The sequence below is a fragment of the Rudaea sp. genome (genome assembly GCF_057139185.1).
In genome coordinates this window covers 73961-97569 of sequence record NZ_DBNHDN010000017.1, presented here as the reverse complement: position 1 = coordinate 97569, position 23609 = coordinate 73961, and the positions used below count along the sequence as shown (strand labels likewise).

Genomic DNA, 23609 nt, shown 5'->3' with positions numbered 1-23609 from the left:
CGAAGATGTCTTCCAGCCGTCACTACCGCATCGCCTTGACCCGCCTGTCCGTCGCCCTGGCCGCAGTGCTGGCCGCCGTTCCACTGGCCGCGCAGGAAGCGTCGCCGGACAAGGACAAGAACGACGACAAGAAAACCACCACGCAGATGGAACGCATCGAGGTCACCGGATCCAACATCAAACGCACCGACATCGAGACCGCTTCGCCGCTGCAGATCATCAGCAAGGCGGAAATCGAAAGCATGGGCGCGCGCACCCTGCTGCAGGTGCTCGACAATCTGCCCGCCGCACGCCCCGCGCAACAGGATTTCAAGTCGCTGTTCACCGGCTCGGACGGCGCATCCCAGGCCAACCTGCGAGGCCTCGGCGCACAGGGCACGCTGGTGCTGCTGAACGGCCGTCGCCTGTCGTACTACGGGGCGCCGGCGGGGTTCCAGACCCAATTCGTCAACATAGACGCGATTCCCGCCGCCGCGATCGAGCGCATGGAAGTGCTGACCGACGGCGCCTCGGCCGTGTACGGCACCGACGCGGTCGCCGGCGTGATCAACGTCATCACCAGGCAGGCATACCAGGGTGCCGAGCTGAGCCTGTCGTCGGACAGTTCCTCGCGCATCGGCACCTACGGCGAGCATCAGGCCAGCATCACCGCCGGCACAGGCAACCTCGCCGAAGACCGCTACAACGTCTACGGCTCGATCAACCTGTACCGGCGCGATCCGATCCCGCTTTCCGACTGGTACGACAAGAAGCCGGCGCAGTTCTACGTCAACAATCCGAACTACATCAAGAATTTCCGCCTCGACACGGGCAGTGCGCCCGGTGTGTTCAATCCCGGCTCCTATTTCGCCTTCGATCCGAAGACCGGCGCGCGCGTGCAGGAAGCGGCGCCCGGCTGCAACAACAAGATCACTGAAGCCGCCGGTACGCGCTGCGTGTGGCAGACCTGGCTGAACAACCAGATCGACGCGGGTGCGCAGTCGGATCGGGCCACCGGCTATCTACACGGTACGTTCCAGCTGACCGATTCGCTGCAGGCGTTTGGTGAGGTGACCTACACCGACATCGACCTCAAGGCCAACGGCGGCACGCCGCGTGCGTTCAACACCACGACCGGCAACCCGACCAGTTGGTTCGCGCGCAACACCGGCTCCAGCGTCAACAAGTTCTTCTATCCGTTCCTCGGCCCGAACAACGAGTACAACCACGCCAGCCCCGGGCTGAAGGCGCTGATGGGCGGGGTCGTGGGCCTGCAATACCTGTTGCAGGATGTGGGCAGCGGCTACTTCGGCCAGCACAACACCGACGAGAGCTACCGTGCCCTCGCCGGTCTGCGCGGCAACTTCGGCGACTGGGACTGGGAAAGCGCACTCACTACTGCCGGCTCGGCGTCGGTCACCTATCAAACGGTCAACGTCAATCTCGAAGGTTTCAAGAAGGCGTTTGGTCCGTTCACCATCGATCCAGGTACCGGCCGCGTGATCATCTCCGACCACCCGGCCTACCAATTCGGCGTGATCAGCGATGCGAACGCTGCGCTGCTGCGCGCAGCCTATCCCACCTTCGACATCCGCTCCTGGACCCGGCTCACCACCTGGGACGGCAAGATCGAAGGCCCGCTGGCCACGCTGCCCGCGGGCGAGATGCGTGCGGCGTTCGGTTTCAGCGTGGCGCGCGAATCGTTTTACACGCCGGGCAATACGGATGCGGCGAACGGCCTGATCACGCAGCAGGGCGGTTCGTTTTTCAACGGCAAGCGCACGACCGGCGCCGTATTCGGCGAAGCCGTCGCGCCGATCACCGACAAGATCGAAGTCGACGGCGCGCTGCGCGTGGACAAATATCCGAACTTCGACGCCAACGTCGCGCCGAAGTTCGGCATCAAATACCAGGTAGTGCCGGAGTTCTTGTTGCGCGGCACTTATTCCGAGGGTTTCCGCGCGCCGAGTCTGGCGGAATCGGGAGTCGGCGGCATCTTCGCCCAGTTGGGTGGTTATCGCGACCCGACTCGTTGCAGCGAAACCAACGCGATCGCCAACCTGCTGCTGCAATCGAAGCGCGCCGGCGACGTGGACCTCGGCAATACGCTGTTGAACTCCGATTGCAGCCGCACGGTGGCGCGCGTGACCCAGCCCAATCCCGACCTGCAGCCGGAAAAGGCCAAGATCAGCACGCTCGGTTTCGTGTTCGAGCCGACCAAGCAGTTGTCCGTGTCGGCCGACTATTGGTTCATCTACCGCCGCAACGAGATCGCCGCGCCCGATTACACCAAGCCGGCAGACATCATCTCTTCGACTCGATTCGATATCACCGACACCGATCGCGCGAACATGGCGGCGGTGGCCGCGATGTGCGCCGACCCAGCCAGCGGTGTGGTCTGCCCCGGCACGCTGCCGACCTATACCGTCGGCAACGTGGCCAGTGTCGTCGGTCGCTACAAGAATCGCGGACGCACCCTGGTCGATGGCTTCGACATCGACGCCCGCGCCCGTTTCCCGCTCGATCGCTGGGGCAAGCTGACCCTTGGCGTGGCTGCGACGATTGCGCGTCGTACCGACACGATCCTCTACGATCCGAGCCAGGGCCTGGACTACGGCAATGTCGTCGGTTGGTACAACAACCCGCGCCTGCGCGCCACGCTCAACGCCGACTGGAACTACGGGAACTGGACCACCAGCCTGTTCGTCAACTATACCGGCAAGACCAAATGGGGCTATGACCAGACCGACGTCGACAATGCGCAGGCGAACTGCACCGCCGGTTATCTGGCGCTGCCTTCCAACCTTTGTGGTGGCGTGCCGGCATGGTGGACGGCCAACCTCGGCGTGACCTGGAAGCCGGTCGAGAGGCTGCAGGCCGGCCTCACGATCAAGAACCTGTTCAACCGTCTGCCGTTCTACGATCCGAACAGCTTCCTCGGCGACGCCAGCGACTACACGAACAACTACGGCCGCATCTACAGCGTCTCGTTGACCTACAAGTTCCTGTAAACGCCACACCCGCCGCCGGGCTTCGGCTCGGTGGCGGATCCGCTTTCCCACGTCGGGCGGACTAGAATGAGACGATGAAAATATCGACAAGGCATCAACCCGCTCTCGTGCCGCCCGCGCGGGCAAGATGCTTCTGCTGCACGCCGCCACGGTCGATCGTGCGCGACAGCGCCGGAAAGAATCCGCTGCAGACGGTGCGCGATGCGGGCAAGGCCGGTCTGCGCCTGACCGATTTCCGGCCGCAGAGCATGCTGCGCTTGCGCGAGACGCGCATCGAGCGTCCGCGCTTTCCGGTGATCGACGTGCACACGCATTTGAGCTGGATGAGCCAGACGCGCAGCGGCGTTTCGGTCGGCGAGGAGATGACCTGGTTCGCCTCACCCGAGGAGGTGCTGCCGATCATGGAGCGCAAGGGCATCCGCGCGATGGTCAACCTGACCGGCGGCGTCGGCACCGGACTGGAAGCCGCGATCGATCGCTTCGATCGTGCGGCACCGGGCCGCTTCCTGACCATGACCGAACCGTCGTTCGAGCACATCGCCGAGCCCGACTACCCGCGGCGCCAGGCCGATGCCTTGGCGCACGCCCGGCGCGCCGGCGCCTGCGGCCTCAAGCTGCTGAAGACGCTCGGCCTCTACCTGCGTGAACACGTCGACGAAGGTGTGCGGCTGACCATCGACGACCGCCGCTTCGACTCGATGTGGGCGACCTGCGCCGACCTGAATCTGCCGGTGTTCATCCACAGCGCCGATCCGGCCGCGTTCTTCCTGCCCACCGACGCACGCAACGAACGCTACGAGGAACTCGCCAACCATCCGGACTGGTCGTTCTACGGCGAGGAATTCCCGAGCTACGACGAACTGATCGCCGCGCGCGACCGTGTCATCGCGCGCCATCCGCGGACGACATTCGTGCTCATGCACGTCGGTTCGCAGGCCGAGGACCTCGCCGCGATTTCCGCTTGTCTGGCGCGGCACCCGAACGTGCACGTCGACATCAGCGCGCGCGTCGGCGAACTCGGGCGCCAGCCGCGCGCGAGCCGGCAGTTCTTCGAGCGCTGGCAGGACCGCATCCTGTTCGGCACCGATGCGGTGCCGTCACCGTGGGGCGACGAGGTGCCGCAGCAATTGCTCGGCGATGCGCTCTACGAAATCTACTATCGGTTTCTGGAGACGGAAGACGAGTATTTCGACTATGCTCCGGCGGAGATTCCGCCACAGGGGCGCTGGGCCATTTACGGCGTCGGCCTGCCTGATGCGATATTGCGCAAGATTTATCACGACAACGCCGCCCGTCTGCTTGGCTTGAGTGCATGACTACCGAATCCCCCGCGCCGCGCCTGCTCGTCGAAGAACGCCGCCGTCTCATCGTCGAACAGGTAGAACGCGAGGGTCGGGCCACAGTCGAGGAGCTGGCGGCGCGCTTCAGGATCTCGCCGGTGACGATCCGTGCCGATCTCGAAGCACTTGCGCGCAACGCCGCGATCGTGCGCGCGCATGGCGGCGCGCTGCCTACGCCGGCGCATGCGCTCGACACGCCGCTGAGCATCAAGGAAACGCGTCGTCACGCGCAGAAGCGGCGCATCGGCCAGGCAGCGGCGAAGCTGGTCGAGGACGGTGAAACGATCATTCTCGATTCCGGCTCGACCACGATCGAGATCGCGCGTGCGCTGCGCCAGCGCAAGTGGGGCGAGCTGACCGTGATCACCAACGGGCTGCACATCGCGCTCGAACTCGGTGCGATCCCGGCAATCCGCGTGATGATGCTTGGCGGCCTGCTGCGCGCGAGTTCGCAGTCGCTGGTCGGCTCCGGCGCCGAGCAGATGCTCGCGCAGCTTTCCGCCGACCGCCTGTTCCTCGGTGTCGACGGCATCGATACGGAAGTCGGCGTGACCACGCCCGACCCCCAGGAGGCGACGCTCAACACGCTGATGATCCGCGTCTCGCGCGAGGTCGTCGGCGTGTTCGACTCGAGCAAGTTCGGTCAGCGCTGCCTGTCGGTGATCGCGCCGCTGTCCGGGCTGCACGCGATCTTCACCGACACCGGCGCATCGAGCGAACATGTGCGCGCACTGGAGGAGGCCGGGGTGCAGGTGAAGCTGGTCTGAGCGCGGCCGTGGGCGAGAATTGCCGCCCGACGGATGTTACGGCTGTTTCCGGTTCTTCTCGTACTGCTGTTGTTCCTCGAGCAGCTTGTCGACGTCGAGGTTTTCGTCGCCCTGCAGTGCCTGGATCGCATCGAGCGGCGGATTGCCGTCGTAGATCTTGTACAGCCGGCGCTGGCGGTAGGCATCGCGGTAGAACACGTAGGGGTCGTAGACGCCCTGGAGCAGGCTCTCCGCGTCGATCGCGCTGGAGCGCAGGGTGACGAGATAGGCCATCTGCGGCAGGTTTTCAGCGTGGAACCTGAAGTCGTGTGAACTTGCGTACCACGATAGCGGATCGAGGGCGAACTGATCGACCGCGATCGCGGGCAGGTCGCGTCCGGTGGTCGGGCCGAACAGCGGCAGCACGAGGTACGGGCCTTCCGGCACCCCCCATTTGGCCAGGGTCACGCCGAAATCGGTCGTGTGCGCGTCGATGCCCATCTCGCTGGCCGGGTCGAAAAAGCCGAGGACGCCGACGGTCGAGTTGATCACGAGGCGACTGGTCTGGGTGAACGCATACCTGGGCTGCCATTGCAGCAGGTCGTTGGCGATCGTGATAGGCGAGTGGATGTTGGCGAAGAAGTTGCTGAACAGACGGCGCGAGGTCTCGTTGGTGACCTTGCGGTAGCCGACCGCGACCGGGCGGATCGCGACGCGATCGGCAAAGTCGTTGAACGCATACATCCTGCGGTTGAACTGCTCGTACGGGTCGTCCCGGCGCGGCGTCGGCGTCGCGCAGCCGGCGAGCACCGCGGCACCGGCGGCAACGAGGGCGAGACGAGAGATGGCTGTCGAGATATTCGGCATCGGTGGACTGTCCATGGGCTTTCCGCAGAGCGGGCGCGCGGGGCGCTGTTCCCTGTTTGGTGCGCAAGCGTACGCAATTGCGACGCACCTGCCCACTTTCAATCGTCGCGGAGTACAGCAGCAGTTCAGTTCCACGGCGTCGGGTTTGCGCCGCGTGCGGCGCTGCGGCTACAATGCACGCCGTATAGTTTGCACCAGCCCGCGCGCGTTTCGTGCGATCGATCACCGATCCGCATGCCAGCGCACCTCCCGGTCCGCACCGGATCGGCGCATTCGAGACACTTCGAATTCCGCGCGATTCCCTCCGGACCGCGTGTGACCCGGGTTTCGCAGTTTGATTTTCGAGGTATTTATGGCACGCATTACCGTGGAAGATTGTCTGGAAGTGGTCGACAACCGCTTCGAACTCGTCCTGATGGCGACCAAACGCGCGCGTCAGCTCGCCAACGGCGCCGAGGCGACGGTCGATACCGCCAACGACAAGCCGACCGTGCTTGCCTTGCGCGAAATCGCCGGTCGCAAGATCGACCAGAACCTGATCGACGAGGTCGACAAGGCCGCACGCGAGAAGGCCGAGCGCGAAGCGCTCGAGTGGGCCGCCGCCGAAGTCGACGACGACCTCAAGGGTGGCGACGACCTGTGAGCGATGGCGCAAGCCATTGTCATTCACCCATGCGCGCCCTGCACGGCAAGCGCGCACGGGCAAAACGTGCTGCTTTGCTTCGCGTAGCGCGCTAGGGACGCCCCCATGAGCACGGCGCTGCAGGAAACCGTCCCTGCCGACGTGCTGGCGCTGGAACAGCGCCTTTCGGCCTACCTTCCGGCCGAGCAGGTCGAGCGCGTGCGCGAGGCCTACTTCACCGGCGCACGCGCGCATGCCGGGCAGACGCGCAAGAGCGGCGAGCCCTACATCACCCATCCGGTCGCGGTCGCCACGATCCTCGCCGACCTCGGCATGGATACGGAAACGATCATCGCCGCGATCCTGCACGACACGCTCGAGGACACGCCGCTGCCGCGCGCGGAAATCGAATCGACGTTCGGTTCCACCGTCGCCGAACTGGTCGACGGCGTCACCAAACTCGACAAGGTCAAGTTCCGCAACCAGCAGGACGCGGCGGCCGAGAGCTTCCGCAAGATGCTGCTGGCGATGGCGCGCGACCTGCGCGTGATCCTGATCAAGCTCGCCGACCGTCTGCACAACATGCGCACGCTCGGCAGCATGGCACCCGCCTCACGCCGGCGCATCGCACGCGAGACGCTCGATATCTACGCGCCGATCGCGCAGCGCCTCGGCATGAACAAGTTCCGCTCGGAACTGCAGGATCTCGGCTTCCGCGCGCTCTACCCGGATCGCTACCGCATCGTCTCCGAGCGCATCAAGAGCGTGCTCGGCAACCGGCGCGAGGCGATGGGCAAGATCGAGGCGGCGCTCGCCGCGCGTCTGGTGGCCGAACACGTTCCCAGTCGCGTGATGAGCCGGATCAAGACGCCGTACTCGACCTACTCGAAGATGCACAAGGAGCACAAGACCTTCAATCAGGTCATGGACGTGTACGGCTTCCGCGTCATCGTCGAGGAGACGATGCAGTGCTACCACGCGCTCGGCGCGATCCATTCGCTGTTCAAGCCGCTCGACGGACGTTTTCGCGATTTCATCGCGATCCCGAAGGCGAACGGCTACCAGTCGCTGCATACCGTATTGTTCGGCCCGTTCGGCGCGCCGATCGAGATCCAGATCCGTACCGCGGAGATGGACCAGGCCGCCGAGCGCGGCGTCGCCGCGCACTGGGTGTACAAAACCGCCGAGCCGGCGAACGCCGCGCAGTCGCGCGCGCGCGACTGGATCGCCGGTCTGGTCGAGACCCAGGCGCGCGAGGCGTCTTCGGCCGAGTTCCTCGAGAACGTCAAGGTCGATCTGTTTCCCGACGAGGTCTACCTGTTCTCGCCGAAGGGCAAGATTTTCTCCCTGCCGCGCAATTCGACCGCGCTCGATTATGCCTATTTCGTGCACACCGACGTCGGCAACCACGCGGTTGCCGCGCGCGTCGACAGGAAGCTCGCGCCGCTGCGCACGCGCCTGAATTCGGGCGAGACGGTCGAGATCATCACCGCGCCTTCCGCGCAACCGCATCCGCAATGGCTGGAATGGGTCGTCTCCGCGCGTGCGCGCGTAGCCATCCGCAACAACTTGAAACACCTGCAGCACGAGGATGCGGTCGAACTCGGTCATCGCATGCTCGACCGCGCACTCGAGGCGCAGGGCGTGACCCTCGATGCGATCCCGCTGAAGACACTCGACCGCTATCTCGCCGACGCCAAGTTCAAGCGCCTGGAAGAACTGCTGGCCGACATCGCGTTGGGCAATCGCATGCCGGACCAGGTCGCGACCGTGCTCGCCGAAGGCCATTCGCGCGTGGAAAAGGCGCGGCGGCGCACGCAGGAGAAAGTGCTGATCACCGGCAGCGAGCGCGGCGTGCTCAGCTTCGGCCAGTGCTGCAACCCGGTGCCGGGCGACGAAATCTTCGGCTATCTCTCGCAGGGCAAAGGCGTCGTCGTGCATCGCCTCGACTGCCCGAACGCGGCCGAGTACCGCAAGACGCCCGAGCGCATCATCGCCATGGGCTGGGACAGCGAAGTCACCGGCGACTACCGCGTGCGCCTGCGCATCGTCGTCGAAAACAAGCCCGGCGTGCTCGCCACGATCGCGGCCGCGATTGCCGATGGCCAGTCGAACATCGAGAACGTCGAGTACCAGGAGCGCGACCTCAACACCTCGACCCTGATGTTCACGATCGAGGTGCGCGACCGCAGGCATCTCGAGGAGGTGATGAATCGCGTTCGCCGCGCGAACGTCGTGCACGGGGTCTATCGCTATCCGGTATGACGGTCGCCACCGGCGGCACCGCATGGTGCCCGCCCGTCATTCCCGCGCGGGCGCGAATGACGGATACTTCGCGCCATCTTTCACTTCCGTCCGCAGAGGCAGCCCATGTCCCGCACCATCATCCACAGCGATCACGCGCCCAAGGCCATCGGCCCGTACTCGCAGGCCGTACGCGTCGGCAACACGATCTACTTCTCCGGTCAGACACCGCTCGATCCGGCCAGCGGCGTGCTCGTCGCCGGCGACATCGCGGTCCAGGCGCGGCGCGTGTTCGACAACCTCAAAGCCGTGGCGACCGCCGCGGGCATCGGCTTTGAACAGGTCGTCCGCGTCGGCATCTATCTGACCGACCTCGGCGATTTCGCCCAGGTCAATGCGGTGATGGCCGAGTATTTCGCGCAGCCATTCCCCGCGCGCTCGACGATCGAGGTCAAGGGCCTGCCGAAAGCGGCACAGGTCGAAGTCGACATGATCGCGGTGCTCGAGTAGAGGAAGCAGAGGCAGGAGCCTGCGCTTGACCCCGATCCAACCCGACCCCGGCCCGCCCGCGCAGGCGGGAGGCAGATCGGCGGATTCGCTGCCCGGCGTCGGCCCGGCGTTGCGCGAGTCGCTGGCGAAGCTCGGGCTTCTCACCTTGCAGGACCTCTGGTTTCATCTGCCGCTGCGCTACGAAGACAAGACCCGGATCAGCGCGATCCGCGACCTGCGCGTCGGCGACATCGCTCAGGTCGAGGGCCGCATCGAGGCAATCGAGAAAGGTTTTCGCTTCCGTCCGCAATTGCGTATCGCCGTCGCCGACGCGTCGTCGGCCACCCTGCTGTTGCGCTTCTTCCACTTCAACAATGCGCAGGCCAGGCAACTGGACGTCGGCACACGTCTGCGTTGCTACGGCGAGGTGCGGCGCGGCCAGCACAGCCTGGAGATGGTGCATCCGCAATACCAACGCCTGGCCGAAGATGCGCAAAGCCCCGTCGAGGAGAGCCTGACGCCGATCTATCCGACCACCGAAGGACTCGGCCAGAAGCGCCTCGCCGGTCTGATCGGGCGCGCGCTGGCGCAACTGCCGCAGGATGACGCGCTCGAACTGATTCCACTCGCATTGCGCGAAGCGAACGGGTTGACCTCGCTGCGCGACGCGCTGCTCTATGTGCATCGTCCGCCGCCCGCGGCGGACCTGATCGGGCTGGGCCTCGGCACCCATCCGGCGCAGCAGCGCCTCGCGTTCGAGGAACTGCTTGCGCAGCATCTGTCGTTGCGGCAACTGCGCAACCGCCTGCGTGCGCAGGCGGCGCCTGCGTTGCGCGGTGACGGCGGGTTGCGCAAGCGTTTCCTCGCTGCGCTGCCATTCGCGCCGACCGCGGCGCAAGTGCGCGTGACGGCCGAAGTCGAACGCGACCTCGGCAAGGCCGTGCCGATGCTGCGCCTGGTCCAGGGCGACGTCGGCTCGGGCAAGACGGTGGTTGCCGCACTGGCCGCGCTGGCCGCGGTCGAGGCCGATCGACAGGCCGCGCTGATGGCGCCGACCGAGCTGCTCGCCGAGCAACATTTCGTCAATTTCCACAAATGGATTTCTCCGCTAGGCATCGAAGTCGTCTGGCTCGCCGGCAAGCTCAAGGGCAAGCTGCGCACCTCTGCGCTCGCCGGCCTGCGCGGTGCGGCGCAGATCGCCATCGGCACGCACGCGCTGATGCAGGAGGGCGTCGAGTTCGCACGTCTCGGCCTCGTCATCATCGATGAGCAGCATCGCTTCGGCGTCGATCAGCGCCTGGCGCTGCGCGACAAGGGTCGTGCCGGCGACGAGATTCCGCACCAGCTCGTGCTGACCGCGACGCCGATTCCGCGCACGCTGGCGATGACCGCGTATGCCGATCTCGATGTCTCGATCATCGACGAGCTGCCGCCGGGGCGCACGCCGGTGGCGACCGTGGTGCTCAACGGCACTCGCCGCGGCGAAGTCGTCGAACGCATCCGTGCCGCCTGCGCCGAGGGGCGGCAGGCGTACTGGGTGTGCACGGTGATCGAGGAAAGCTCCGTTGAGAAGTCCGCGCATGGGCGTGCGGGCCCTGGCGGGGGGATCCGCGACAAAGCTCTCGTCCTCCAGGCGCAGGCGGCGCAAGTGACTCACGCGGAACTGACCGCGGCGTTGCCCGGCATGCGCATCGGTCTCGTGCACGGGCGCATGAAGCCAGCCGAGAAACAGGCGGCGATGGATGCGTTCAAGGCTGGAGAAACCGCCCTGCTGGTGGCGACGACCGTAATCGAAGTCGGCGTCGACGTGCCGAACGCGAGCCTGATGGTGGTCGAGAACGCAGAACGCCTTGGCCTCGCGCAGTTGCATCAGCTGCGCGGCCGGGTCGGCCGCGGCAGCACGAAATCCAGTTGTGTACTTCTATACCAGGCGCCGTTGTCGGCCATGGCGCGGCAGCGGCTCGACGTGTTGCGGGAAACGAACGACGGTTTCCGCATCGCCGAGAAGGACTTGGAATTGCGCGGCCCCGGCGAAGTACTCGGTACGCGCCAGACCGGCGAGATGAGCCTGCGTGTCGCCGACCTGGCACGCGACGCGCACCTGCTGCCGACGATACAGCGGACCGGCGAAATCCTGCTGCGCGACCATCCCGATCTGGCCGCGCGCCTGGTCGCTCGCTGGATCGGCCACGCCGCGCGCTTCGCCGGTGCGTAGAATCGCCGTCCATGATCGCCAGATTGCTGTTGTTCCCGCGCCTGTTCGCTACGGCGCTTGCCCTGGGGCTGCTCGCCGCAACGCTCGCCTGGCACATCCCGTTCATGCTGTGGGACCATCTCGATTTCGCGCCGATCTATGCCGGCTGGCAGGATGGCACGCTCGCGCAGACAGCATTTTTCCATATCCACGGCGGTCATATGCACACCGCGGCCTATGCACTGTTGCTCGCGACGACGTGGATCTCGCACGGCCAGACCTGGCTTGATTGCCTGGCAAGTTGGGTGCTGTTGTGCGTCTATGCGCTGTTCGTGTTGGCCATGCTGCGCGACACGCTGCGCCTCGACGGCTCCGGAGCGCGCGCTACGGCGCTGTTGATGGTCTTCCTCGTGCTGTACCCCGGACACATCGCCAACTTGCAATGGGGCTGGCAGATCGCGGTGTTCCTGTGTCTGTCCGGTGTGGCGGCGGCAATCTATTTCCTTACCGCAACTGCACTGACCTGGAAGACCAATCTCGCCGCGCTTCCAGGCGCCGTGCTGGCGCTGCTGAGCTTCGGCACCGCGCTGGCATTGATTCCGGTGGCATTGCTTGCGATTGCCGCTCGTTCGGAGTCGAGCATCCCCCGGCGCATCGGCCTCGCCGTGCCCTGGATCGGGTTCGGGCTGACGGCCGCATATGTACTGCCGAGCGGCGCCGGCCTTGTCGCCCGATACGCGGATGCTGGCGCTGGCGAGATTGCGGCGGCGCTGTTGCGTGCTGCCCACTACGCGCTCAACTATCTCGGTGCCGGTATTGCGCGCTTTGCCACCGATGCAGCTCCGTGGCTGGCCCTGTTCGCGCTTGCGAGCGGCATCGTGGCGATGGTTGCGACAAGACGGTGCCGGGTGGCGCGACCCTGGGCTGCGCTGATGCTGTTTGGCGTGGCGAGTGCCGTCCTGACCGCGCTGGCGCGCGCGGACGAAGGCGCAACGCAGGCGTTCGTCAGCCGCTACGTGAGCTTTTCGTCGGTGTTCTGGACGGGCTATATCGGCTTGTGCCTCGTTGCCGTGCAGAACGCGGCACGCAAGCCGCGCGCGCAATGGATCATGTTGGGCGCGGTCGCCGCGTTCGCGCTGGTCAACGCAGGCGCGATGACCAAGCGCGCAGCGCGCCTGGCAAACGAAGCGCATGCCACGGCGCAAATCCTGTGCGCGGCCTGGCCGCACATCGATCGAACGACCTTGCAGGGCATGCACTACGACGGTGCGGACGCGGCGTTGCAGCGGCTGCAGGTCGTGCACGCATTGGGCTTCGCCCCGTTCGACGATTGCGCGCCGAAACAGCCCGGCTATCGGCGATAGCGCACGTAGAGCCGCTTGAGCAGGTAGAGGACCTGGCCGCCGAGGCCGCGTTCCTGCGCCTGCAGCAGCTTTGCGTTTTCTGCGTAGAGCTGCCGAAGCTGGTTGTCGCGGTGCGCGATCAGTTCTCGCAGTTCGGCGACATCGGCGACGTCGAGCGTGCGGCCCGCGGCGAAGCGCGCCGGGAGTTGGCGGTTCACGTAGTGGGTGGTGTGCTTGCCCGCGGTTTCCGCCGCGGCGCGCCCGGTGGTATAAAAATACAGAGCAACCGATTTGCGCGAACGCTGCGCTTGCTCCGCCGGCAGCGCGATGCGGTCGAAGCCGTGCCAACTGCGCTCGGTGGTTTCGAAGATCACGCAGCGGTTGAATGCCGGAGCGATGCGAGCGGCTGGTTCGGAGTCAGTGTAGGGGTCGCGCCACAACTCGAGATTGCCGCCCCAATTGGCCTGCCAATCGTGGTTGAGGTAGACGATGAGGTTCAGGCGCCGGTGCCAACGCTCGCTCGGATGGTAGTTGAAATCGATGTGCGCCTGCAGCGTCTGGCCGTTGCGGTTCTCGTGCGTACCGCCGCCGAGGTAGAACGGATCGTAAAGCAGATCGTCGATGCCGGTGAGGCGGCCGACGAAGCGCAGGAATTCGTCCGTGCGGACCAGCGCGTCGAACTTGCGGTAGTCCGCGCCGAGCGCGGCCATGCGCTCGACCGTGGACTTGCCCCCGGCGCGACCATCGTCGCCGACCGCATTGCCTTGCTCGAACGCGGGGAACGCGGCGAGCAGTGCGTCGGCGAAATCGCGCGCGAGGAAGTTCTCGATCACGACGTGGCGGAACGGCAGCGCCTGCGCGAAGCTCGCGGCCAAGGTGCCGGCCTCGCACCGTACGCTCGGATCGATCAGGGTGTCGAGGATGTCGGCCAAGGCATGCGCGCGCTCAATGCGATGCGCGCATGATAACGGCTGGGCGGGCATGTGCGCCGCATTCCGCTAGAATGCGCGAAACACAGGCGAAGAATGGGTGTCAAGTGCAAAAGTATAAGATGCTGATCGACACCGATCCCGGCGTCGACGACGCGATGGCGATCCTGATGGCGCACGAACGCGCCGAGGTGATCGGCCTGTCGGTGGCGGCGGGTAACGTCGGCCTCGAGCACACGCTCGCCAACGCACTCAAGCTGGTCGAGGTGATCGACACGCAGACGCCGGTCTACGCCGGCTGCGCGACGCCGCTGGTGCACGCGTCGGAAGATGCCGCCGACGTGCACGGCAGCGACGGCTTCGGCGACACCGCTTACACGCCAAGCACGCGCAGCGCGGAGAGCGAACACGCGGCGCTCGCGATCCTGCGTGCCTCGCACGAATACGCGGGCAGCCTCGTCCTCGTCGCGCTCGCGCCGCTGACCAACCTCGCGCTCGCGCTCAAGCTCGATCCGGACCTGCCGTTGCGCGTGGCGCGCCTCGTCGTCATGGGTGGCGCGGTGACCGGGCAAGGCAACTATGGCACGGTGCCGGCCGAGTTCAACGTCGGCTTCGACCCCGAGGCCGCGCACGTGGTGTTCTCCGCGTGGCCGCAGTTCACCCTCGTCGACTGGGAGGCGACGATGCGCCATGGCCTCGACTTCGCGCGCTTCGAGGCGATGCTCGCCCGAGGCGATGCGCGCGCGAAGTTCTACGACTCGATCACCGCGAAGACACGCGCCTGGTCGCGCGGGCGTGGCCGGCCGAAACTGCTGATCGCCGACGCTCTGGCGATGGCGGTCGCGCTCGAACCCGATATCGTCACGCGCGCCGAAGACCACCATGTCGGCGTCGAACTCGACGGCAAGCTCACGCGCGGCGCCACCGTGGTCGACTGGCAGGATCGCAACGCCCGGCCCGCAAACGCGCGCATCGTGCTCGAGGTCGATCAGTCCCGTTTCGAGGCGCTGCTCGCCGCGGCCGTCGGCGCGGGCTGAGAACCGGCGCCCGACCCGGCGGCATTGCGCAGCCAAACATCGCGCGTCGGGTAGGCGATCTCGATGTCATTGGCGCGGAACACCTCGGCGATGCGCATCTGCAGTTCGGTGCGCACGAGGTTGCGCTGGCCGATCTCGGCGACGAAGAAGCGCAGTTCGAAATCCTGGCTCGAGTCGCCGAAGCCGGTCATCCAGGCGAGCGGCGGCGGGTCGGCGAGGACGGTCGGGTGCTCGCCCGCGACCTGCAGCAACAGCTTTTGCGCGAGACGCGGATCGTTGCGATAGGCGACGCCGACCTTGATCACCACGCGCGTGGTCGTGTCGCTCAGTGTCCAGTTGACCAGGCGGTCGGTGATGAACGTCTTGTTCGGCACGATCACCTCCTTGTTGTCCCAGTCGAGGATCGTCGTCGCGCGCGTGCGGATGCGCGTGACCGTGCCTTCGATGCCGCCGATGGTGATGATGTCGCCGACGCGCGCCGGGCGTTCGAACAGCACGATCAGGCCGGAGATGAAGTTGGCGAAGACTTCCTGCAGGCCGAAGCCGAGGCCGACGGTGAGGCCGGCGGCGAGCCACTGCAGGTTCGACCAGTGCAGGCCGAGCAGCGACAGGCCGACAAGCACGCCGACGAGCACGATCAGGTAGCGCACGATGCTTACGATGGCGTAGCGCGTCGGCGCGTCGATGTTGAGCCTGCGCAGCACGCCGATCTCGACCAGGCCGGGCAGGTTGCGCGTGGCGATGAAGGTCATAGCCAGCAGCAGTGCCGATTCGAGCACCGCACGCAGGGTCACATCGAACGCAACCTGCTTGCCGCTTGCGTCGGTGGCGGTGGACGACCACAGCCGGTAGTTGTCGAGAAAGTTCAGCGCCGGCGCGATGTCCGACCAGATCACGAGCAGGGTCGCACCGAGCAACAACACGGTGACCAGACGCAGCACGCGGCGTGTCTGCGCACCGAGATCGGCGACGGCGATCTGTTCGGGCTCGGCTTCCGGCAGCGCCTCGCCTTCTGCGGGCGGCCCGATGGCCTGCAGCTCGGCGATCTGGCGATCCTCGGCGCGCTTGAGGGCGAGGCGGCGCTCGCCGAGGATCAGCCAACGCACGGCGAGGCCGTGAACGACGGCGAGCGCGAGGATCGCGATCAGCGACAGCAACAAATGCTCGGCGAATACGATCGCGGTGAAGAAGTAGCCGAGCGCGGCAAGCACGGCCAGGGCAACGCAGGCGGCGCTGAAGCCGACGCGCGCGAACTGGCGCAGACGCAGCGGTTCGTCGTCGAGCTTGCTGCCGCGCTGCGACCAGATCCGGCCGCGGCCGAGCAGATGCCAGGCGATCGCGGCGAGGCCGAGCGCGCCGAGCAGGAACAGCGCTCGGCCGATCGTCGCGTCGCTCTCGTCGTTGCTGATCTCGCGCAGCCAGGTGTGAATGAAGATCGGCACGAGCACGGCCAGGGCGATCCATGGCACGGCGCGGCGCAGCGACATGCGGCGCGCGCGCAGCCAGCGGAAATGCAGGTGGGCGAGGCCGTTGTCGCGGTTGAGCCAGTACAGGAAGGAGAGCACGAACCACGGCGTCGCGATGCTGCGGGTAGCGAGACCGAACGAGCCTTCGAGCGGGTCTGCATGGGTGGCATGCAGGAACAGGCGCGCGAGTATCGACCAGAACAGCGCGACCGGGGCGGCGGCGAGGACGGTGAGCACGAGAGTCCAGGTGGTATAGCGATAGCGGTCGCTGCGGATGCGTCGCATCGGTACGGCGATGCGCTCGAACTCAACGGGTACGCGTCGGCGGGCATAGACCGCTGCGCCAAGCATGAGCAGCGCGGTGATCGCGAGCGTGGCGTTCGCGCGCATGTAGTCGGTGATGCCGACGATCTGCGCGGGTTCCTTCGGCTGGGCGATATCGCGCAACGCGCGCACGACATCGCCGAACCACGCGGCATCGATCGGCGCGTGGCTCGGGATCGCGAGCAGGTTGGAGTCGAGCATGTCGTTCAGTGCGGTGGTGCTCGCGAGCAGGCCGGCAAGTTGTTGTTCGGCATCCTCGCCGATCGAGACCGCACGGGTTTTCGCCGCGATCAGGCGCGTGTACAGGTCGTCGCGCGTCGTTAGCAGGCGCTCGAGGCCGTCGTGCAGGGGGCCCGTGATCGCCGGCGGATGTCCGGCGTGGGCGAGCGCCACCGCGATCGCGCCGTCCATGTTCTCGAGGTGGTCCTGCTTGTCGCGCAGGTCGATCACGGCGAGCTTGCTGCGCGCGAGTTCATTACGCAGGTCGGCGATTTCGCGTTCGAGCGTGCTCAGCGGCTTCAGCTTGCGCCGCTCGGCGAGCAACAGGGTGCCGACGTCCTCGCTGACCCCGCCGAGATCGAGGCGCGCCCTGGTGCTCTTGGCCGCCTGCTCGGTACTGCTGCGTTCGCCCGTGTAGGTGTCCTGCAGTTCGCGCAGTGCCGAGATACGCTTGACCGTGGCAACGAGTTCCTGCCCGAGCGCGAGGTTGTTCGCCGCGGCCTCGCGCAGCACTTGCGCGGCGCGTGCGGCGTCGAGTTTGTCGCGCTCGGTGCCAAGCTGGATGACGAGATCGCTGACCTTGCTTGTATAGCGGTTGAGGACCATGTTTTCCAGCCACTGCACGCGCTGGTTGTGCTCGTCGATGTCGCGTCGCGCGGCGCTGCGCTGTGCGAACAGGCCGCGGATGCGCGCCTCGTAGGTACGCTGTTCGGCTTCAAGCGCGGCGATGCGGCAGAGTTGCAGGCGTTCTGCCGCTTGCGTGCGCAGGCGCATCGCCGCGGCAAGTGCGCGTGCCGTGTCCGGCGCAAGCGTGGCGGATGCCGCGGTCATGGCCGGCTGCTCGGCGCGAGCGGCGGCGAGTTCGTCGCGCATCGCGTCGGGCCGCTGGGTCTGCTTCTGCAGGGTCTCCTCGAGGTTGCGCAGCGTGGCGCGCGATGCCCCAAGCCGGGTGCGCTCGCTTTCGAGCAGATCGGCAAGCTGTGCGGAGCTATCGTCGTCGGGCAGCTTCGCGCGCCACTCAGCGAAACTCTGTCCGGCCTCGCTGCCCGAAACCGGGGTCGCGGCATCAACCGGAGCGGCCTTGAGCGCGGCGTCGAGAAAGCCCTGGCGGCGGGCAAGTGCGTCGCTCGCGGCCTGATCATCGGTCAGTGCGTCGCGCAGCAAGTCTTCGGCACTCTTGCGCTGGTCCGGGGTGAGATCGCGTGCGCGCGGCAGCGCCGCGAGAGCCTTGTTGATCGTGTCATCGAGCGCGACCGGGATCTCCTCGCTCGGCGTTGGTGCCGGGCGCGCGGCTTGCGGCGGAGCCTGCCGTGCGTCGGCGCAGAGCGGCAGGATCGCGGCCGCGGCGGCCAGCAGCAGGGCGGGAATGGTCGAAGGCGGGCGCGAGGATCGGGGCGAACGGGGCATGGGCGTGGAGCGGTCGATGCGGAACGGGGCGCGGTGGCTGCAGCAGTGCATTATGCGGTCTGCAAACCGAACCGCTGCCTGTCGGCCGCGATTTCGGGACCCGGATCAGGGGCAACGCAGCTGTGTTGCGCCGCAAGTACAATTCCGGCTACAATTCGCCTCTTTTCCCAGCGCAGTACCGCTACGCGGAGCCCCGAACCATGAAAGCCGACATCCATCCCGAATACAAATCCGTGGTCTTCCAGGATGTCTCGTCCAATTTCGCGATACTCACGCGTTCGACGATGACGAGCAAGGACACGATCAAGTGGGAAGACGGCAAGGAATATCCCGTCGTCAAGATCGAAATTTCCAGCGCCTCGCATCCGTTCTACACGGGCAAGCACAAGATCGTCGATTCCGGCGGTCGCGTCGACAAGTTCCGCAAGCGCTACGGCGGCACCGCGGCCAAGTAAGGAAGACCGGGCGTTCTCACCGGGCCTTCGCGGCCAGTTGTCGCGAAGCCCGCCCTCGCGATGGTTCAAAGCCGGTTTCTTGCCGGCTGTTGGCGCGCGCAAGTTGCGCCGGTTGGCGCAGTTTCAAGGCACCGGTGAATGATGATTTCGTAACGCGAAATCAAACGTCTGTGTGATATTCTGCGCGGGTTGTGCAGTGCAGCGCAGCGGGTTTCCGCGAACCCGCCTTCGAACGATGCGCCCATGCGGCAATCCACGCGCACTGCTTCTTCTCTTCAGGAAAGGAGCCTTACGTGGCCGATCAGACCGTGCAGTTGAGCGATTCCGCAACGAACAAGACCACGGCCTTGCCGGTCGTGACCGGCAGCCTCGGCGATCCAGCGCTCGACATCGCCAAGCTCAACAAGGATACCGGCTACTTCACGTTCGATCCCGGTTTCGTCTCGACCGCGTCCACGCGCAGTGCGATCACGTTCATCGACGGCGACAAGGGCATTCTGCTGTATCGCGGTTATCCGATCGAGCAGCTCGCCAAGCAGTCGAGCTTTCTCGAAGTCGCCTACCTGCTGATCAACGGCGAGCTTCCGACCGCTGCGCAATTCGGTGCATTCGACGACGAAGTGACGCATCACACGATGATGCACGAGTCGCTGCGTCACTACCTCAGCGGCTTCCGCTACGATGCGCATCCGATGGCGATGCTGTGCGGCTCGGTCGCGACGCTGTCGGCGTTCTACCACGACACGCTCAACATCAACGACCCCGAACAGCGCCGCCTCGCCGCGCTGCGCCTGATCGCGAAGATGCCGACGCTTGCGGCCGCGGCGTACCGCTTCTCGATAGACTGGCCGCTGCGTTATCCGCGCAACAACCTCGAGTACGTCACCCGCTTCCTGCACATGATGTTCGAGGTGCCGAGCGAGCCGCTGCAAATCTCGCCGGTCGCGGCGAAGGCGCTCGACCTGCTCTTCATCCTGCATGCCGACCACGAGCAGAACGCTTCGACCTCGACCGTGCGCCTGGTCGGTTCGACCGGCGCGAATCCGTATGCCTGCGTCGCCGCCGGCATCGCCGCGTTATGGGGGCCGGCACACGGCGGCGCAAACGAGGCGGTGCTCAAGATGCTCGGCGAGATCGGTACAGCCGACAACGTGGCGAAGGCGGTCGAGAAGGCGAAGGACAAGAATTCCGGCTTCCGCCTCATGGGCTTCGGCCATCGCGTGTACAAGAATTTCGACCCGCGCGCGACGATCATCCGCGAGATGTGCCACAAGGTGCTCGCCGACCTCGGTGTCGACGATCCGCTGCTCGACGTGGCGATGAAGCTCGAGGAAGTCGCGCTCAAGGATCCGTACTTCGTCGAGCGCAAGCTCTATCCGAACGTCGACTTCTACTCGGGCATCATCTACAAGGCGCTGAAGATCCCGACCGAGATGTTCACCGTGATGTTCGCGATTGCGCGTACCGCGGGCTGGGTCGCGCACTGGCTCGAGCAGCACAACGACAAGGACACCAAGATCGGTCGTCCGCGCCAGATCTACACCGGCGCGACCACGCGCGACTATCTGCCGCTCGACAAGCGCTGAGGCCGGCACGCGGGCGATTGCCTTGCGCGGGCGCACGGTGCATCGCGCCCCTGTTTGGTGCGCGCTGCCGTCGCGTCATCGAAAAAAGTGCGTGCGGTGGATGGCGCCGTTATCCGGCGACTTCGTCGTCGAGCAGATTCCCCAGCGCGGCCCGTGTCGCGCGCGGCATCGGTTTGCCGTCGACACGGTCGAGCGGGGCTTGGCGCAGTCCGTCGTAGGGAAAGACAGTGACGTCGATCGTTGCATCGTCGACGGCGAATCGCAGCACGGGATACTCGGCATCACGATCCGGGCCGACGCGCAGGCGGCGTGACTCGCTTCGGTGATCGATCCCGTGCTCGTCGAGCAGGCGCGTCGGCGCGTCGGGATCGTCGCTGAACAGATGCAGGCAGACCGCGGAATGCGCGTCGGCCGTGCCGTCGAGCACGGCGCCGACGAGGCGTGGCTCGAACGCGGCGAAGAAACGCATTGCCTCGACCGCGGTTTCGCGCAGCGCGCGCAGGCGCAAGGGCTGGTCCGCGGCATGGAACAGGCGCTGGTGTTCGCGCAGCGCGTTCTCGATCTCGACGTTGTTCGGCAACGCAGACTCCGCGTCGACGCCGAGCCGCGCCGCGGCCTTGCGCTTGGCCAGCGCGTAGTCGCGGATGCCGGACTCGCTGATCAAGCGCGCGGCTTCGGAAGCGATGCGTGCGCGTATCGCGTGCTGTTGCGTGCCTGCCTGCTGTCTGCGGCCGCCGCGCGTATCGGCGCGTCGTTCGCGCATCAGAAGATCCCGTAGGCTTCCTGCTGCACCTTCTTCTCCGCCTCGGTCGGCTGGTTCGGGCTGTTCGCGATGCGGGTGAGGTCCTCGGTGCGGAACACCTCGGAGATCGTGTGCTCGGCGCCGGGCGAGGCGAGCAGGCCGGTTTCGGGATCGATCTGCGCGGTGCTGATGCCGGGCGGCATGTTGAACGGCTTCTCGGGCACGCCGTCGAGCGCGACGCGCATGAAGTCGATCCAGATCGGCAGCGCGGTCTGCGCGCCGAATTCGACGTGGCCCATCGAACTGAAGTCGTCGAAACCCATCCAGCTCGCGGCGACGAGATCGGGGTTGTAGCCGACGAACCAGCCATCGCGATGGTCGTTGGTCGAGCCGGTCTTGCCGAACAGGTCGTTGCGCTTGAGCACCATCGCGCCGGAGCCGGTGCCGCGGCGGACCACGTCGCGCAGCAGTGAACCGATCAGGTAGGCGGTGCGTGCGTCGAGCACGCGCGGCGCGAGTCTGGTTGTCGCCGGCGCGGTCGTCGTCGCCTGTGCGCTGGCGATCGGCGAGAGGTCGTTCTTCGTCGTCACGCCGTTGTTGTCGACCACGGTGCGCGTTGCCGGCGGGGCATCCGCACGGCCGTCGTCACCCGCGCGCTCCGGGCATTGCGCACAGACTTGCGCGGGCTGTGCCTTGTACACCTCCTTGCCGTCGCGATCGTAGATCGCATCGACGAAGTACGGGTCGACGAGGAAGCCGCCGTTGGCGATCACCGCGAATGCGCGCGCCATGTTCATCGGTGACACCGAGGCGGTGCCGAGAGCCATCGACAGGTTCGGCGGCACTTGTTCGAGGCTGAGGCCGAAGCGGGTCACGAATTCGCGTGCATAGCGCACGCCGATCGCGTCGAGCAGGCGTACCGAGACGAGGTTCTTCGACTGCACCATCGCCTCGCGCAGGCGCATCGGTCCGGAGAACACGTCGTCGTCGTTTTTCGGCGTCCATTGCCCGTTCGGCTTGGATGGATCGGGGAACACGACCGGCGCGTCGTTGACCACCGAGGCCGGGGTGAACCCGTGCTCGAACGCCGCGGCATAGAACAGTGGCTTGAAGCTCGAGCCGGGATTGCGCTGCGACTGCACCACGCGGTTGAACTTGCTGCGCGCGAACGAGAAGCCGCCGACTTCCGCACGTACCGCGCCGTCTTCCGGATCGAGCGCAACGAGCGCGCCCTGCACGGACGGAATCTGCGCCAGCTGCCAGCGGCCTTCCTTCTTCGGGTCGGTGTAGTGCGCGACGCGGACGATGTCGCCGGGCTTGAGCGCCGCATCGACGCGCTTCGGCGCGGGGCCGCGACTGGTTTCGTCCTGGTAACGGCGCGCCCAGGCGATGTCTTCGAGCCCGAGCGAGATCGTCTGGCCGTCGTTGAGGCGCAGTTGCGCTTGCTTGTCGGTGCTCTGCATGACGATCGCTGGCACGAGGCCGAACGTGGTGCGGAATGCGTCGAGCTTGCGCTCAAGCTCGCTGGCCGTCGCGTTGCTCGCCAGCTCGACATGTGCTTCCGGACCGCGCCAGCCGTGGCGCCGGTCGTAAGCGATCAGGCCGGCGCGCACGGCCTCGTTGGCCGCGGTTTGCTCGCGCGAATCGATCGTCGTGCGGATCGTGTAGGCGTCGGTCAGCGCGTTGTTGCCGAGACGCTGGATCGCTTCCTGACGCACGAGCTCGGCCACGTACGGCGCTTCGACGTCGATCGGCGGTTCGTGCGCGAAGGCGCGCTCAGGTTCGGCGTCGGCCTGCTTGAATTGGGCTTGATCGATGTAGCCGTTGTCGAGCATGCGCTGCAGCACATAGCGGCGGCGCTCGAGCGCACGTGCGTGGTTGTTGAGCGGGTTGCCGGTCGAGGGGAATTTCGGCAGGCTCGCGAGCATCGCGCACTCGGCCAGGTTGAGCTGATCCAGCGTCTTGCCGTAGTAGAACTCGGCGGCGGCGGCGACGCCGTAGGCGCGGTTGCCGAGGAAGATCTTGTTGAGATACAGCTCGAGGATCTGATCCTTGCTCAGCGTGTTCTCGATCTTGAACGAGAGGAAGATCTCCGTCGCCTTGCGCGACAGACTCACTTCGGAGCTGAGGAAAAAGTCGCGCGCGACCTGCTGCGTGATCGTGCTGCCCCCGGGCACATGCAGCGTACGCTTGGAGATCATCAGGCCCACCGCGCGCAGGATGCCTTGATAGTCCACCCCGGGATGGTTGTAGAAATTGGCATCTTCGGCGGCGAGGAAGGCGTTCTTCACCTGCGCCGGCACCTGCTCGATCTTGATCGGAATCCGGCGCGTTTCGCCGTAGGTGGCGATGAGCTTGTTGTCCGCGCTGTAGATGCGCAGCGGCACCTGCAGGCTGACGTCGCGCAGCGAGTCCACGGGCGGCAAACCCGGCACGATCAGCCAGTAGACGACGCCGAGGCCGATGGCCCCCAAGGCGATCAGGACGACCCCGAGGATCAGGGTGTAGCGGAGCAGGCGGCGGAGAAAACGCATGGAGTATTGCCGGGCGACCCGAATCCGGGAGCGGTCGAGCCATTATATGCGGCGGTCACTGCGCTCGGTAGGCGG

The 23609-nt window shown here is 66.1% G+C and carries 16 protein-coding genes; 11 read left to right on the top strand and 5 right to left on the bottom strand.

The genetic code is table 11. The annotated features are described in order from the left end of the window. Positions 1-5 precede the first annotated feature (5 nt). The 3 genes from AC16HO_RS06885 to agaR all read left to right on the top strand — a co-directional run bounded on the left by AC16HO_RS06885 (position 6) and on the right by agaR (position 5097). Complete coding sequence (locus AC16HO_RS06885) at positions 6-2990, top strand: TonB-dependent receptor domain-containing protein (RefSeq protein ID WP_395643783.1); 2985 nt, start codon at positions 6-8, stop codon at positions 2988-2990. A 74-nt stretch (positions 2991-3064) separates the two neighbouring features. Further along, complete coding sequence (locus tag AC16HO_RS06880) at positions 3065-4306, top strand: amidohydrolase family protein (RefSeq protein ID WP_484335342.1); 1242 nt, start codon at positions 3065-3067, stop codon at positions 4304-4306. Next, a complete protein-coding gene (gene agaR, locus AC16HO_RS06875; protein ID WP_395643781.1) occupies positions 4303-5097 on the top strand; it encodes a transcriptional repressor AgaR in 795 nt (264 codons plus the stop codon). Before AC16HO_RS06880 ends, agaR begins: the two co-directional genes overlap by 4 nt. A 36-nt stretch (positions 5098-5133) precedes the next feature. On the opposite strand, the gene AC16HO_RS06870 is transcribed toward agaR, so the two are convergent. Further along, the gene (locus AC16HO_RS06870) at positions 5134-5958 is read right to left on the bottom strand and encodes an MlaA family lipoprotein (RefSeq protein ID WP_395643780.1); all 825 of its coding nucleotides are present in this window, start codon (positions 5956-5958) and stop codon (positions 5134-5136) included. A gap of 337 nt (positions 5959-6295) precedes the next feature. Here AC16HO_RS06870 and rpoZ point away from each other — a divergent pair, with 337 nt between their 5' ends. The 5 genes from rpoZ (at position 6296) to AC16HO_RS06845 (ending at position 12856) form a co-directional block, all read left to right on the top strand. After that, the gene (rpoZ, locus tag AC16HO_RS06865) at positions 6296-6586 is read left to right on the top strand and encodes a DNA-directed RNA polymerase subunit omega (protein ID WP_395643779.1); all 291 of its coding nucleotides are present in this window, start codon (positions 6296-6298) and stop codon (positions 6584-6586) included. A gap of 105 nt (positions 6587-6691) precedes the next feature. Next, positions 6692-8830 (top strand): RelA/SpoT family protein, encoded by a 2139-nt coding sequence (locus AC16HO_RS06860; RefSeq protein WP_395643778.1) that lies wholly within the window; start codon positions 6692-6694, stop codon positions 8828-8830. 105 nt (positions 8831-8935) lie between these two features. Beyond that, the gene (locus AC16HO_RS06855) at positions 8936-9319 is read left to right on the top strand and encodes a RidA family protein (RefSeq protein ID WP_395643777.1); all 384 of its coding nucleotides are present in this window, start codon (positions 8936-8938) and stop codon (positions 9317-9319) included. A gap of 19 nt (positions 9320-9338) precedes the next feature. Beyond that, positions 9339-11513: an ATP-dependent DNA helicase RecG gene (gene recG / locus AC16HO_RS06850; RefSeq protein WP_395643845.1), complete on the top strand. Its 2175-nt coding sequence runs from the start codon at positions 9339-9341 to the stop codon at positions 11511-11513. An 11-nt stretch (positions 11514-11524) separates the two neighbouring features. After that, the gene (locus AC16HO_RS06845; RefSeq protein WP_395643776.1) at positions 11525-12856 is read left to right on the top strand and encodes a hypothetical protein; all 1332 of its coding nucleotides are present in this window, start codon (positions 11525-11527) and stop codon (positions 12854-12856) included. On the opposite strand, the gene AC16HO_RS06840 is transcribed toward AC16HO_RS06845, so the two are convergent. Then, positions 12844-13767, bottom strand: a complete 924-nt coding sequence (locus AC16HO_RS06840; protein WP_484335341.1) for a 2OG-Fe(II) oxygenase — start codon at positions 13765-13767, stop codon at positions 12844-12846. The two genes, AC16HO_RS06845 and AC16HO_RS06840, sit on opposite strands and share 13 nt — an antisense overlap. Before the next feature lie 71 nt (positions 13768-13838). On the opposite strand from AC16HO_RS06840, the gene AC16HO_RS06835 reads away from it, so the two are divergent. Further along, the gene (locus AC16HO_RS06835; RefSeq protein WP_395643774.1) at positions 13839-14801 is read left to right on the top strand and encodes a nucleoside hydrolase; all 963 of its coding nucleotides are present in this window, start codon (positions 13839-13841) and stop codon (positions 14799-14801) included. Here AC16HO_RS06835 and AC16HO_RS06830 read toward each other — a convergent pair. After that, the gene (locus AC16HO_RS06830) at positions 14753-18217 is read right to left on the bottom strand and encodes a mechanosensitive ion channel domain-containing protein (RefSeq protein ID WP_395643773.1); all 3465 of its coding nucleotides are present in this window, start codon (positions 18215-18217) and stop codon (positions 14753-14755) included. The genes AC16HO_RS06835 and AC16HO_RS06830 overlap by 49 nt on opposite strands. Before the next feature lie 200 nt (positions 18218-18417). Between AC16HO_RS06830 and AC16HO_RS06825 the strand changes: the two genes are divergently transcribed. Then, positions 18418-18672 carry a type B 50S ribosomal protein L31 gene (locus AC16HO_RS06825; RefSeq protein ID WP_395643772.1) on the top strand — a complete coding sequence of 85 codons (255 nt, stop codon included), beginning with the start codon at positions 18418-18420 and terminating at the stop codon, positions 18670-18672. A 293-nt stretch (positions 18673-18965) separates the two neighbouring features. Next, positions 18966-20258: a citrate synthase gene (locus AC16HO_RS06820; protein WP_395643771.1), complete on the top strand. Its 1293-nt coding sequence runs from the start codon at positions 18966-18968 to the stop codon at positions 20256-20258. A 109-nt stretch (positions 20259-20367) separates the two neighbouring features. Here the strand turns inward: AC16HO_RS06820 and AC16HO_RS06815 are convergent, their stop codons facing one another. Together AC16HO_RS06815 and AC16HO_RS06810 are read right to left on the bottom strand one after the other, a co-directional pair. Continuing rightward, complete coding sequence (locus AC16HO_RS06815; protein ID WP_395643770.1) at positions 20368-21021, bottom strand: hypothetical protein; 654 nt, start codon at positions 21019-21021, stop codon at positions 20368-20370. Next, complete coding sequence (locus AC16HO_RS06810; RefSeq protein WP_395643769.1) at positions 21021-23534, bottom strand: penicillin-binding protein 1A; 2514 nt, start codon at positions 23532-23534, stop codon at positions 21021-21023. The genes AC16HO_RS06815 and AC16HO_RS06810 overlap by 1 nt, the downstream gene beginning before the upstream one ends. Between the last annotated feature and the right edge of the window lie 75 nt (positions 23535-23609).